The organism is Terrimicrobium sacchariphilum, from assembly GCF_001613545.1.
Lineage (GTDB): Bacteria > Verrucomicrobiota > Verrucomicrobiia > Chthoniobacterales > Terrimicrobiaceae > Terrimicrobium > Terrimicrobium sacchariphilum.
Window position 1 is genome coordinate 108,240 of the sequence record NZ_BDCO01000001.1, and the last position, 13,576, is coordinate 121,815.

A 13,576-nucleotide genomic window follows, 5' to 3' on the forward strand; every position below is an offset into this window, starting at 1 on the left:
CGCCGAGTTTGCCTGATCCCCCCGGTGAGGCAATAGGCAACTTTCCCGCCCGATGGCAAAATAGGCGGTTGCGCATGACGCGTACGGATTTACACTTCCGCCCGTGAATTCATTGCGCGTTCTGACCTGCGGTATTTTGCTTTCCGCCGGTCTGGCATTCCTCGGCGGCTGTGGAAAGAAGGCTCCCGAGCAACCCGCCCCCGCTGCTGAAGCCACCCCGCCCCCGGTCTCCGAGGACCCGTCGGCCACCCGCATCGGGCTCATCCTGCCCCTCTCCGGCGCACAAGCATCCTTCGGCACGGACGCCATCAAGGGCGCTCAACTGGCGGAGTCTGAAATCAACGCCGAAGGCGGCGTTCTCGGCCACCCGATCAAGCTGATCGTTCGCGATAGCCAATCCGACACGGAAGCCACGCTCAAAGCGGTGAACGATCTGGCGGAAAAGGAAAACGCCGTGGCTCTCATAGGAGAAATCGCCAGCGATCGCACCCTGGCGGCTGCTCCGGTCGCGCAGAAACTCGGCATCCCGCTCATCACCCCCGGCGCGACTCATGCGGGCGTGACGGCGGCGGGAGACTACATTTTCCGCGTCTGCTACACGGACGCCGCGCAGGCGGTCGCGATGGCGAAATTTGCCCGCTCCATCGACGTGACCAAGGCCGCGATACTCTACGACCAGGCGAATCCCTACAGTTCGGACCTCGCCGCCATCTTCAAGAAGGACTTCACCGAGCATGGCGGGCAGATCGTCGCGGAAGCCACGTACCAGTCCGGCGAGTCGAATTTCTCCGCGCAGCTCCAGCAAATCAAAGCCGCCGCCCCGGAGATCATCTTTCTGCCGTCGTATTACCGCGAGGCAGCCATGGCGATCATCGAGGCGCGCCAGCTTGGGATCGAAGCGCCCTTTCTCGGAACCGACGGCTGGGATTCCTCGGAGTTTCTCCGGGTCGGAGGCAAGGCGGCGGACAACTCCTACTTCACCAGTCATTTCTCCGCGGAAAGCCGCGACCCGGCGGTGGTCGACTTCGTCAAGCGCTATACGGCCAAGTACAACGCCTCTCCCGCTCCCCTCGCCGCCCTCGGCTACGACAGCGTTTACCTCGTGGTCGATGCCCTCAAGCGCGCTGGCTCCGACGACCCTGAGCCGCTGAAAAACGCCCTCGCGGGGACGCAGGATTTCCCCGGCGTGACGGGTAAGATCACCTTCGACGAGAAGCACAATCCGTCCAAACCCGCCTTCGTCCTGCGCGTGCAGGATGGGAAGTTCAACTACATCGAGACCGTCCAGCCCCGCTGATTACGCGGCGCGGTCTTTTTTCGCCTTTTCCGTCTCGCGCAGCAGCTTGTCGAAGCGCTTCGCCACGTTTGAGTAAAACGGATACCGCGACGTGTCGCCCTGGCTGGGCTTGAAGCGCCAGTGTTTGTAAGCCCAGAGCCAGAGATGCGGCTCGGCGTGGATGGAGGGTTCCAGCACATTCCAGCAGAGCTGGGTCACCTCGGCAGCGGTGGCGCCTTCCGGGTACTCCAGAGGCGGGTGGATGTGCATGCGCACGCGACCGTCCGGCATCGGGTGGCACTCCACCGGCATGATGAGAGCGCCCGTGCGCATGGCCAGTGCGGCGTGCATCTGGGTGGCGCACAGCTTCAACCCGCCGAAGGTCTCGATGATGACCCCGGCCTCGTCGGGGTCGATATTGAGGTCGTTGAGCATCGAGAATTTCCCGCCGCTCTTGAGATGCTTGAGCATGCGAATCATGGCGCGCTCCTGCGGGAAAATCTGGTGCCCGGTGCTGGAGCGCAGGCGGTCAAAGATCGCGCCCAGGAGCGGGTTCCTAAACTTCTGCGTGATAACGAGGCCCGGCTCCACGATGTAGGCGCTGATGAGGCTCATCCACTCGAAGTTGGAATAGTGCAGACACAGGTAGATCACCGGCTTGCCGATCTCCTTGTGGCCCGAGGGATGATCCAGCCCCTCGACTACGGCGAGTTGCTGAAACCGCTCCGGCGAGAGATTCGGGGCCCAGAAGAGCTCCAGCATGGTGCGGGCAAACGTCTGGTAGCTGCGCTCGGCGATGCGCGCTTTTTCCTTCGGCGTGTACTTGTCGCCAAAGGCGGCGTCCAGATTGGCGCGCGCCACCTGCCGGCCGCGCTTGTCGGCGTGATAGGCGATCGACCCGACCACGGCGGCGAGACGGCGCAATGCCCCGTAGGGCAGTCGCCCCACCAGCCACACCACGGCTGAGAGGCCGTAGTATTCCAGCCGCTGCTGAAAGGTCGGCTCCGCCATGGCTTACTCTGCCGCTGTCTCGATCCTCGGGAAAAGCACCTGCGGCTCTCCCAGCACATGGCCATCCGGCAATCCGCCCCAGGCCGTGTCGGCGAGCGTAATCTCACCGGGCGCGGCGAGTTGATCGAGGATGCCGCGCGAGGCCCTGGGCAGCGCGGGAGCAATGAGGATGGCGAGGATGCGCAAGGACTCGGCCAGCGTGTAGAGCACGGCGTCGAGCTCCTGCGCCTTCTCCGGGTCCTTGGCGAGTTTCCACGGCGCAGACTCCTCGACGAAGGCGTTGCACCGTGTCGCGAGACCCCACGTGATTTCCAGAGCCTGATGCACGAGATTCTGGTCGAGCGCGGCGGTGTAATCCTTCACCGTCTGGGCGGCGAAGGCGGAAATCTCGGCGGATTCGCTGCGCACGAGTTTCCCTTGCCGATACCGCTTGGCCATGTTGAGCGTGCGGTTCAGCAGGTTGCCGAGGCTGTTGGCGAGGTCGACATTGTACCGCTGCACGAGCCGCTGGTCGGTGAAATCCATGTCCTGCCCCACCACGCAATCGCGCATGAGGAAATACCGCAGGCTCTCCACGCCGAAGGTGTCGGCAAAGGTGTGCGGGTCGCGGATGTTGCCGATCGACTTGCTCATCTTCTCGCCGTCCACCAGCACGTAGCCGTGAACGAGGAAGCGCGGCATGTCTTCATCGGCGAAGCCCATGGCCTTCAGCATGGCGAGCCAGTAGATGCCGTGAGCCGGGATGATGATGTCCTTGCCGATGACATGCAGGGCGGGCCAGAGCTGGCGGAACTTCGCATCGTCCGAGAGATACCCGGCGAAGCTGATGTAGTTCACCAGCGCGTCAAACCACACGTAGGTCACGCAGGACGTATCGAAGGGCAGTTCGATGCCCCAGGCGAGGCGGGACTTCGGGCGGGAAATCGAGAGATCGCCGCTCAGGCGCTCGGCGGCATTGCGCAGCTCCGTCTGGCGGAAGGCGGGCTGGACGCAACCGGGATGCGAATCGAGGAATTGCAGGAGCCAGTCGCGATAGTTGCCGAGGCGGAAGTACCAGTTTTCCTCCTCCAGTTCGACGACCTCGCCCCACTCGGGGCCGAAGTTGCCATCCTCGCCGCGCTCCTTGTCGGTGAGGAATTGCTCCTGCCGCACGCTGTAAAAGCCGCGATACTTCGCCTTGTAGATGTCGCCGCGATCGTAGAGATCCTGAAGGATCTTCTGCACGCAGGTCTTGTGCAGCGGGTCGGTCGTGGCCGCCCAGCCGTCATAGCTGATCTCCAGCTTTTCCCAGAGATCGATAAACTTTGCCGTCGTCTTGGTGACGAATTCCTCGGGCGAGATGCCCTCCTTGGCCGCGGCCTGCTGGACCTTCTGCCCATGCTGGTCGACGCCGGTGAGAAAATAGGAACTGTCGCCCTTGAGGCGATGGTAACGCACGAGGACATCGGCGAGGATTTTCTCGTAGGCGTGGCCGATGTGCGGAGCCGCGTTGGTGTAGTCGATCGCGGTGGTGATGTAAAACGTCTTGCTCAAGGTATGTGCGGCTGGCTGAAACTTTTATGCAGGGAGCGAAATGTATATCCGCTCGGCCCGGAGGCGTAAAGCCAAGAGCCGGAACCTGTCACCCTAAACGAAATCCAGTTCCGCCGTGCGTGCAAGCAGCCCGTGACGCAGGGCCAGCTCGCGAAAAAGCAGAATCGCCTCCTTTTCCTTCGCGCCCAGATCGTAGCGAATATAGCGCGTCAAGTACTCGTAGGAGCCACTGGGATCGCCCGTCTTGCTGGCGATCTCCCGCCGGGCTTCGAGTCCGTCCACCTTGACCTCCCGCAAAGCCCCGGCAACTCCCGCCGCGTCCTTCAACCCCGAGCGCAGCGCCCAGGCCGCGAAGACAAACGGCAGCCCCGTATGCGAGTGCCAAAGCTCCCCCAGATCGTGATACCGCCAGCCACCATCGTGACGGGCGCGAAACTCCAGCGCCGGGTCGCCGATGATGAGGCGCGAGGCGTTTACCGGTGGATTCGAGGAAGCCACCAGTTCCCAGTCGCCGGGGTAAAATTCCGAAAGCAGCACCTGCAAAAGAGCGACCGAACTCCGCGACGACGGATCGAGGTAAATCTCCCCCGGAACGCCAAACTGCCCCCGGCTCGCCACGAAAACGCTGTGCACCGGCCCGAGGCAGGCGATCGCCACGTCGTCGACAACCTTCTCCACCCCGAGGTGCAGGATTTCAAAAAGCGGGATCAGCGCGACGTCGATCTTTCCGGCCTCGAAGCTGTTCGTCAGCTTCGCGGGAACCTCGAGAACGACCTTTGCCGGGTCCAGCCCCCAGATGAGGGGCTTCGCATTGAGATAGGAAACACTGCCGACGCGCACGCCGGCCAGAGCGGCAGGATTCATCAGGCCGCGACGAGCTCACCCGACGCTGAGTTGGGAATACGCTCATAGAAGCTGTTTCGCTGCATGGGCACGCGCCCGGCTTCGCGGATGGCCTTTTCCAGGGCGGCGACGGTCTGCTGCTGCGGAGTCTGCGCGCCTGCCATGTGGAAAATCTTTTCCTCGATGATCGTACCGTGCAGATCGTCCACCCCGTAGCCGAGAGAGAGCTGGGCCGTCGGCAATCCGAGGCTGATCCAGTACCCTGTGATGTGCGGGATGTTATCGAGGTAAATGCGGCTGATCGCGATGTTCTTCAGCTCCTCGTACGCCGTGGCGTGCGGGATGCCTTTCAGCGCGGGGCGCGCGCCGTCGGGCTCGAAGGCAAAGGGCACGAAGCCCGTGAATCCGCCCGTTTCGTCCTGGATTTCCCGCAGGCGGCGCAGGTGGTCGATGCGATGGTGAGCATTCTCGATGTGCCCGTAGAGCATGGTGCAGGTGCTGTGCTCGCCGAGCTGATGCCAGGTGCGGTGCACCTCGGCCCATTCCTCGGCGGTCTCCTTGCCCTTGCAAATCTGGTCGCGGATGCCCTGGTCGAAAATCTCCGCGCCTCCGCCCGTAATGGCTCCCAGGCCGTTCTCGCGGAGCAGGATCAGCGTGTCGCGCACGGGCATCTTGAAAACCCGGTCGGCCAGGTGGCGAATCTCGACAGCGGTAAAGGCCTTGATGATGAGAGCGGAATCCAGTTCGCGCAACTGGCGGAGCAGGTCGAGATACCAGTCGCCTGTCAGCGTGGGATGCAGCCCGCCCACCATGTGAATCTCGGTGATGCCGAGCTTCAGCGCATCGCGCACGGTGCCGACGATCTCGGGTATCGCCATCTCAAAGGCATGCTCCTCGCGTTTCTTCGCCCCAAAGGCGCAGAACTGGCACGAGAGCAGGCAGACGTTGGAGTAGTTGATGTAGCGATTGTGAATATATGTCGCCACATTGCCGTTGATTCGCTCCCGGATGATATTGGCGATCGCGCCGATGCCATTGAGATCGCGGGAGCCGTACAGCGTCAGCCCGTCGGCGTCGCTAATCCTCTCGCCAGCAAGGACTTTATCACAGATGGGACGCAGTTCCGGGGCGAGCAGTTTCGGATTCAGTGCCATGGGTATTTCATCAATCTCACCTGCTACGTTCGTGCATGGCAAGACGGATTCAAGTCCCCGCCTGAAAATGGAATTTCAGGCGGGTGACTCTTGCAAAGATGTCTAGTGCTTCTTGTTCATGGCCGCGGTGAACCAGTCGACCTGGCCAAAACCGCCGCCTCCCCCGCCTCGGTTGCCGGAGCGATGGCGATCCACGTCGCGGGAGTTGCCTTCCTGGCGCTTCTCACCCGGCTTGCGGGCGGGAGCGGCCTCGGGCTTGCTCTTCATGGAGAGACCGACGCGCTTGCGGGCGAGATCGACCTCCATGACGGTGACATGGACCTTCTGGCCCACCTTCACCACGTCCGCAGGATTCTTCACGAACTGGTCGGAAAGCTGGCTGATGTGCACGAGACCGTCCTGATGCACGCCGATGTCAACGAAAGCGCCAAAGGCCGTGACGTTGGTCACGATGCCCGGGAGCTTCATGCCCGGCTGGAGCTGCTCCAGCTTCTCGACGCCATCGGCAAAGCTGAACGCCTCAAACTGCTGGCGCGGATCGCGGCCCGGTTTGGCCAGCTCCTGCATGATGTCGTTGAGGGTCGGCAGACCGACGTCGTCCGTGACGTACTTCTTCAGGTCGATCTTGTTGCGCTTCACGCCGTCCTTGAGCAGCTCGGAAACCGTCGCGCCGATGTCGCGGGCGATGTTGTTGAGGAGTTCGTAACGCTCCGGGTGCACGGCGCTCGCGTCGAGCGGGTCCTCGCCGTCGCGGATGCGCAGGAAGCCCGCCGCCTGCTCAAACGCCTTGGGTCCGAGATTGGCGACCTTGAGGAGTTCCTTGCGGCTCTTGAAGGGACCATTGGCATCGCGATGCTCGACGATGCTGGCGGCGGTGCGGGAGTTGAGGCCCGATACGTAGCTCAGCAGGTGCTTGCTCGCGGTGTTGAGTTCCACGCCCACGTTGTTCACGCAGGAGATGACGATGTCGTCGAGGGAACGCTTGAGCGCATTCTGGTCGACGTCGTGCTGATATTGACCGACACCGATCGACTTCGGGTCGATCTTCACCAGCTCCGCCAGCGGGTCCATGAGACGACGACCGATGGAGACCGCGCCGCGCACGGTGATGTCGTGATTCGGGAATTCCTCACGGGCAACCTCCGAGGCCGAGTAAATCGACGCGCCGGACTCGTTGACCACGACGACCGGGATGGAGGTCGGCAGCTTGATCTTGCGGATAAAAGCCTCCGTCTCGCGGGACGCCGTGCCGTTGCCGATGGCGATGGCCTCGATGTGATGCTTCTTCACGAGAGAGTGCAACACCTCGGCGGCCTCGACCTGCTCGCGGGTGCTCTTCTCGGGGTAGATGACTTCGTTCTCGAGCAGCTTGCCCTGGCGATCGAGCACGACCACCTTGCAGCCCGTGCGGAAGCCCGGGTCGATGGCGAGCATCGTCTTCTGGCCCAGCGGCGAAGCGAGCAGCAGCTCGCGCAGGTTCTCAGCGAAAACGCGGATGGCTTCCTCGTCGGCCTTCTTCTTGAAGAAAATGCGGGCCTCGGCCTCCATGGCGAAACCGAGGAGACGCTTGTAACAATCCTGCGCGGCGAGGCGCACCTGCTCGGCGGCGGGCGATTTGCCGCGCACGAAGAGGTTTTCCACGATAGTGAGCGCGTCCTCCTCCGGCGGAGTAAGGCGGGAGTACAGGAACCCCTCGGACTCGCCACGGCGAATGGCGAGGATGCGGTGCGAAGGCGCGGTGGCGGCGGGTTCGCTCCAGTCAAAGTAGTCCTTGAACTTCGCGCCCTCCTCTTCCTTGCCCAGGGCGACCTTGGATTTCAGCACGCCCTTGGTGAGGTAAAGGTCGCGCAGCTTGGCGCGCACCTCGGCGTCGTCGTTGATGCGCTCGGCGATGATGTCGCGGGCTCCGGCCAGCGCGGCCTCGGCGTCCGGCACTTCCTTGGCGGCGTCGACGAACGGAGCGGCTTCCGCCACCGGGTCGGTCGTGGCGTCCTGCGCCCAGAGGATGTCGGCGAGCGGCTCCAGGCCACGCTCCTTGGCGACAGTGGCCTTGGTGCGCTTCTTCGGGCGGAAGGGCAGGTAGATATCCTCCAGCGTCGCGAGCGTCTCGGCGCCGTCGATCTTGGCCTTGAGTTCCTCGGTCAAAAGCTTGCGCTCCTCCAGCGAGGAGACGATGGATTCGCGGCGCTTATCCAGCTCGACGAGCTGCTCGAGGCGGTCGCGAATCGAGGTGATCTGCACTTCGTCCAGCTCACCCGTGCGCTCTTTGCGGTAACGCGCGATAAAGGGCACCGTGGCTCCCTCCTCCAGGAGCATCGCTGTCGCGGCGACCTGACGGGGCTGCAGCTTCAGTTCCTGGGTAACTTTCAGTACGTATTTTTCGATCATTGCGGGAGAAAAAGGGTGCGTCATGTTGCGCCAATTCCGCGTGGAGTCAATGAGGAGAAAATTCCATTTCTCGCTTGCCCAACCCCCGTCGGCTTCCATGGTAGAATTCATCAACTCTGGCGAGGCTTCCCCAAACCGGAGGCCGTTGGAAAACTCCCGGATTACGTAGAATCCCGGTGCCACATGCCCGCATTACTTCCGATTTTTCCCACATCTCGGAGCATCCCGTGGAAAAACAAGCCTGAGAACTGATTGCAATTATAAGTTTTTCTTATTTTCTTGTTCGCCATCCCCCCCCGAGGGCATCCTCAGGCCAGTTGGCCGATTGATGAAAATCTTCAATCCCAGACGCGAGAGGGGTATCAATCCGGACAGTATTCTCCGGAAGGGGCAGTGCGTTTGCCGAGCAAGGAGCCAATCCCTGCATTCCCCGCGATAGCCTACCATGAAACCCTCGATTCCCCAGGTCTCCGCCCCTTCCGATGAACTGATCGAAAAGATGAACGCCTGGTGGAGGGCCGCGAACTATCTCAACATCGGGCAGATTTACCTCAAGGCGAACCCGCTCGTGAAGGAGCCGCTCACGGTCGATCATATCAAGCCCCGCCTGCTCGGTCACTGGGGCACGTCGCCGGGACTGAATCTCGTCTACGTCCACCTCAACCGGCTGATCAAGCAATACGGTCTCGATGTCGTCTACATGGCGGGGCCCGGCCACGGCGGCCCGGCCTTGGTGGCGAATGTATATCTGGAGGGGAGCTACACGGAGTTCTTCCCCGAGATCACCCGCGACGAGGCGGGACTGCTGAAGCTGTTCCGCCAGTTCTCCACGCCGGGAGGAATCCCGAGCCATGTCAGCGCAACCACCCCCGGCTCCATCCACGAAGGCGGCGAGTTGGGTTATGTCCTCGTCCATGCCTTTGGCGCAGTGATGGATAATCCCGAGCTTATCGTTGCGGCGGTGGTAGGCGACGGCGAGGCGGAGACAGGCCCGCTGGAGGGAAGCTGGAAAGGCATCCGCTTTATCAACCCCGAGCGCGACGGCGCGGTGCTCCCCATCCTGCACCTGAACGGCTACAAGATCTCCGGCCCCACCGTCTGGGGACGCGAGAGCGACGAGAATATCGCCCGCTTCCTGGAGGGGCATGGTTACGAGCCGCATTTCGTGGAGGGCGACGATCCGGCGGCGGTTCACCGGGACTTCGCCGTCTGCCTGGAGACCGCCATCCTCAAGATCCAGGCCATCCAGAAGGAAGCCCGCGAAAACGGCTTTACCACCCGCCCGGTCTGGCCGGCCATCGTCCTGCGCACGCCCAAGGGATGGACCGGCCCGAAGGTCGTCGACGGTCTGCCGGTGGAGGGAACCTTCCGAGCTCATCAGGTGCCGCTCTCCACGGTGCGGGAAAATCCCACCCATCTGAAGATGCTCGAGGAGTGGCTGCATAGCTACCGACCCGAGGAGCTTTTCGACGAAAACGGAACCTTCCGCGCCGACCTGTATGCCCTCGCCCCGGCGGGTGATCACCGCATGGGCGCAAACCCTCATGCCAATGGCGGCAAGCTCACCATCCCGCTCGACCTGCCGGATTTCTCCGATTACGCCGTGCCGGTCCCCTCGCCCGCAAAGGAACGCATCGAGTCGACGCGCGAACTCGGGAAATTCCTCCGCGATCTCTACAAGCGGAACCCGCATAACTTCCGCCTCTTCTGCCCGGACGAGACGAACTCAAACCGCCTCGGCGCGGTCTTTGAAGTCACCGACCGCTGCTTCGTCAGTCCGCTCATCGCCATCGACGACCATGTCTCGCACACGGGCCGCGTAATGGAGGTGCTCAGCGAGCATAACTGCCATGGCTGGCTGGAGGGCTACAATCTGACGGGACGCCACGGGCTCTTTGCCACCTACGAGGCCTTTGCCATGGTGGCGGATTCCATGTCGATGCAGCACGCGAAGTGGCTGGAGCACTGCCGCCACATCCCGTGGCGCAAGCCGGTGCCGTCGCTGAATTACCTGCTCACCTCGACCTGCTGGCGCAATGACCACAATGGATTCAGCCATCAGGGCCCCGGCTTCATCGACAATCTCATCAACAAGCGCCCCGAGGTCGCCCGCGTCTATCTCCCGCCCGATGCGAACTGCCTGCTCAGCGTGGCGGATCACTGCTTCCGCAGCACGAACTACCTCAACGCCATCGTCATCGACAAGCAGCCGCAGTTGCAATACCTGACGATGGAACAGGCGCGGGCACATTGCGCACGCGGCGCGGATATCTGGACGTGGTGCAGCAATTGCCCGCCGGATGAAGAACCCGACATCGTGCTCGCCTGCGCGGGCGACATCGCGACGCAGGAAACCGTCGCCGCCGCGTGGCTGCTGCGCCAGCACCTCCCGAGCGTGCGCGTGCGCGTCGTCAACATCGTCGACCTCATGGCGCTACCGCCCCGCGACAAGCATCCGCACGGGATGGATCACACCGATTTCGTCCGCCTCTTCACGGAGAAAGGGCACGTCATCTTTGCCTTCCACGGCTTCCCTGGCGTGGTGCACCAGCTCATTCATGGCCGCCCCGATCAGGACCGCTTCCATGTGCGCGGCTACATTGAAGAGGGCACGACGACCACGCCTTTTGACATGGTGGTGCTCAATAAGATGAGCCGCATCCACCTTTGCCAGGATGTGATTCGCCACGTGCCACGGCTCGCGGGCGAGGAAACGCGCCTGCTCCAGGCTACCGAGGATTTGCTCCAGAAACACCGCCGCTATGTCCGCGAGCATTTCGAGGACCTCCCCGAGATCGCGGACTGGGTCTGGACGGACTGATTTATGCCAGCGTCAAACGACACCCCCATCGTGAAAACTCCCCAGCAGGTCCTGGCCGAGCAATCGGTCGACCCGGCCAAGGGACTGACCCCGGAGGACGCCTCCGCCCGGCTTCAGAAATATGGCCCGAACGCCATCGAGGAAAAGAGCCAGAGCGCGCTGAAGCGCTTCCTCGGTTACTTCTGGGGACCGCTGCCGTGGATGGTGGAGGCGCCTGCCGTGATGGCCGCGCTCATCGGCGACTGGGTGGATTTCTCGATCATCGTCTTCATGCTCGTCTTCAATGGCGTGCTGGGATTCTGGGAGGAAAGCACCGCGTCCAACGCGCTCTCCGCCCTGAAGAATTCCCTCGCCCTCACCGCCAAGGCCCTGCGTAAGGCCGCCTGGGGTGACGTCCCAGCGCGCGACCTCGTGCCCGGCGACATTGTGCGCGTGCGGCTGGGCGACGTGATTCCCGCCGACGGGGTTCTGCTGGAGGGCGATTATCTCGATATCGACCAGTCGGCGCTCACGGGCGAATCGCTCTCGGTTTCCAAAAAAGGCGGCGATGTCGTGTACTCCGGCTCCATTGTGAAAAAGGGCGAGATGACGCTTGTCGTCACCGCCACCGGCACGAACACCTTCTTTGGCCGCACGGCCAAGCTCGTCGCCTCTGCCGGAACCAAGTCCCACCTTCAGGAAGCCGTCGTCGGCATCGGGAATTTCCTCATCATCCTCACCCTCGCTCTCGCGGCGGTGCTGATCGTGGATCAGCTCGCGGGAATGCGCGGGCATTTCTCGAAGAACGGCCTCTTCGGCCTCGCGGAATACGTCCTCGTCCTGCTCGTGGCGGCGGTTCCCTTCACCACGCCGGCCGTCCTTTCCGTCACGATGGCCCTCGGCGCGAAGATGCTCGCCATCAAGAAGGCCATCGTCTCCCGGCTGGAATCCATCGAGGAACTCGCGGGCATCGACATCCTTTGCTCCGACAAGACGGGCACGCTCACGCAGAACAAGCTCACGCTCGGCGATGTCCTCCCGTGGAATGGCGCGACCGCGCAGGACGTGATCCTCGCCGGGGTGCTCGCCTCCAAGCTGGAAGACAAAGACCCCATCGACCTCGCCATCGCCGCCGGGCTGAAGGATCAGTCAACCGCCAGCGCCTGGACGCTGAAAACCTTCGTTCCGTTTGATCCGGTGAGCAAGCGCACGGAGGCTATGCTCACGGACGCCGCAGGCAGGACCATCCAGACCACGAAGGGCATGCCAGCGGTCATCCTCAGCCTTTGCGACCTGAGCGACGCCGACCGGAAAAAGGCGGAGGATTCCGTCACCGCGCTGGCCACCCGCGGCATGCGCGCCCTCGCCTCCGCTCGAAAGGACGAAGGCGGCAAGTGGATCTTTCTCGGCATCCTGCCCCTCATGGACCCGCCGCGCACGGATTCCAAACAGACCATCGCGGAAGCCCGCGAACTCGGCGTGCAGGTCAAGATGGTCACCGGCGACGATGTCGCCATCGCCCGCACGATCTCGGGCGAACTCGGCATGGGCGAGAACATCCAGCTCGCCTCCGACCTCTTCCCGGAAGGCACCTCGGTCGACAAACTGCCCGCCAATGCCGCCGCCCACATCGCGGCGGTTGACGGGTTTGCCCGCGTCTTCCCCGAGCACAAATATGGCGTGGTGAAAGCCCTCCAGGATGCGGGGCATATCGTCGGAATGACCGGCGACGGCGTGAACGACGCCCCCGCGCTGAAACAGGCCGACGTGGGAATCGCCGTCTCGGGAGCAACCGATGCCGCCCGCGCCGCGGCCGCGCTCGTGCTGACTGCTCCCGGCCTGTCCGTCATCATCGACGGCATCAAGGAGGCCCGCCGCATCTTTGAGCGGATGATGAGCTACATGCTCTACCGCATCGCCATGACGGTCGCGATCATGTTCTTCGTCGTCACGGCGGTAGTCTGCTATGACTTCTTCCCGCTCAGCGCTGTGATGATCATCGCCCTCGCGCTGCTGGACGATCTGCCGATCATGACGATCGCGTATGACAATGCCTCCGCCGCCCCGCAGCCGGTGAAGTGGCACATGCCGCGCATCTTCATGATCTCCTCGATCCTCGGCATCTTCGCCGTGGTGGAGAGCTTTCTCCTGCTCTTCCTCAGCCAGGACATCTACCACCTCGATAAACCGCACATCCAGACGATGATGTTCCTGCAACTCGTCGCCGGAGGTCACCTGATGCTCTTTGTCACGAGGGCCACAGGGCCATTCTGGAAACCGCCTTTCCCCGACATGCGGCTCTTCGTCGCCATCGTGGGCACCCAGGTCGTCGCCGTGCTTCTCTGCGGCTTCGGCGCGGGAACCGTGGTGCCCGCCCTGCCGTGGAACATCATCGGCTGGGTCTGGGTTTACAACATCGCGTGGATGTTCCTCCTCGATTTCGTGAAGCTCATGATCTACCGCGTGCTCGACGGCTGGAATCTCCACGAGGGACGGTCGTTCTTCACCACCATCCGCACCCACCTCAGCCCCTTCGGCTCGCTCTATGCGAAGAAGGGGCCTCGGTAAGGA

8 protein-coding genes are annotated in these 13,576 nt (G+C 62.8%); 3 read left to right on the top strand and 5 right to left on the bottom strand.

Features of this window, described 5'->3' with window-relative positions; genetic code table 11:
• Window positions 1-103 precede the first annotated feature (103 nt).
• Window positions 104-1,297 (top strand): ABC transporter substrate-binding protein, encoded by a 1,194-nt coding sequence (locus TSACC_RS00375; RefSeq protein WP_084400078.1) that lies wholly within the window; start codon window positions 104-106, stop codon window positions 1,295-1,297.
• Here the strand turns inward: TSACC_RS00375 and TSACC_RS00380 are convergent, their stop codons facing one another.
• The 5 genes from TSACC_RS00380 to TSACC_RS00400 all read right to left on the bottom strand — a co-directional run bounded on the left by TSACC_RS00380 (window position 1,298) and on the right by TSACC_RS00400 (window position 8,205).
• Window positions 1,298-2,287, bottom strand: coding sequence for a lysophospholipid acyltransferase family protein (locus TSACC_RS00380; protein WP_075077421.1), 990 nt, complete (start codon window positions 2,285-2,287; stop codon window positions 1,298-1,300).
• Between the two features lie 3 nt (window positions 2,288-2,290).
• Window positions 2,291-3,820, bottom strand: coding sequence for a class I tRNA ligase family protein (locus TSACC_RS00385; protein ID WP_075077422.1), 1,530 nt, complete (start codon window positions 3,818-3,820; stop codon window positions 2,291-2,293).
• Between the two features lie 93 nt (window positions 3,821-3,913).
• Window positions 3,914-4,684, bottom strand: coding sequence for a menaquinone biosynthetic enzyme MqnA/MqnD family protein (locus tag TSACC_RS00390; RefSeq protein WP_075077423.1), 771 nt, complete (start codon window positions 4,682-4,684; stop codon window positions 3,914-3,916).
• Window positions 4,684-5,817 carry an aminofutalosine synthase MqnE gene (gene mqnE / locus TSACC_RS00395; RefSeq protein WP_075077424.1) on the bottom strand — a complete coding sequence of 378 codons (1,134 nt, stop codon included), beginning with the start codon at window positions 5,815-5,817 and terminating at the stop codon, window positions 4,684-4,686. Before mqnE ends, TSACC_RS00390 begins: the two co-directional genes overlap by 1 nt.
• A 102-nt stretch (window positions 5,818-5,919) precedes the next feature.
• Complete coding sequence (locus tag TSACC_RS00400; protein ID WP_075077499.1) at window positions 5,920-8,205, bottom strand: Tex family protein; 2,286 nt, start codon at window positions 8,203-8,205, stop codon at window positions 5,920-5,922.
• Window positions 8,206-8,650: 445 nt separating this feature from the next.
• Between TSACC_RS00400 and TSACC_RS00405 the strand changes: the two genes are divergently transcribed.
• Both TSACC_RS00405 and TSACC_RS00410 read left to right on the top strand, forming a co-directional pair.
• Window positions 8,651-11,026, top strand: a complete 2,376-nt coding sequence (locus TSACC_RS00405; RefSeq protein ID WP_075077425.1) for a phosphoketolase family protein — start codon at window positions 8,651-8,653, stop codon at window positions 11,024-11,026.
• A gap of 30 nt (window positions 11,027-11,056) precedes the next feature.
• The gene (locus TSACC_RS00410) at window positions 11,057-13,573 is read left to right on the top strand and encodes a plasma-membrane proton-efflux P-type ATPase (protein WP_169809486.1); all 2,517 of its coding nucleotides are present in this window, start codon (window positions 11,057-11,059) and stop codon (window positions 13,571-13,573) included.
• Window positions 13,574-13,576: the final 3 nt, after the last annotated feature.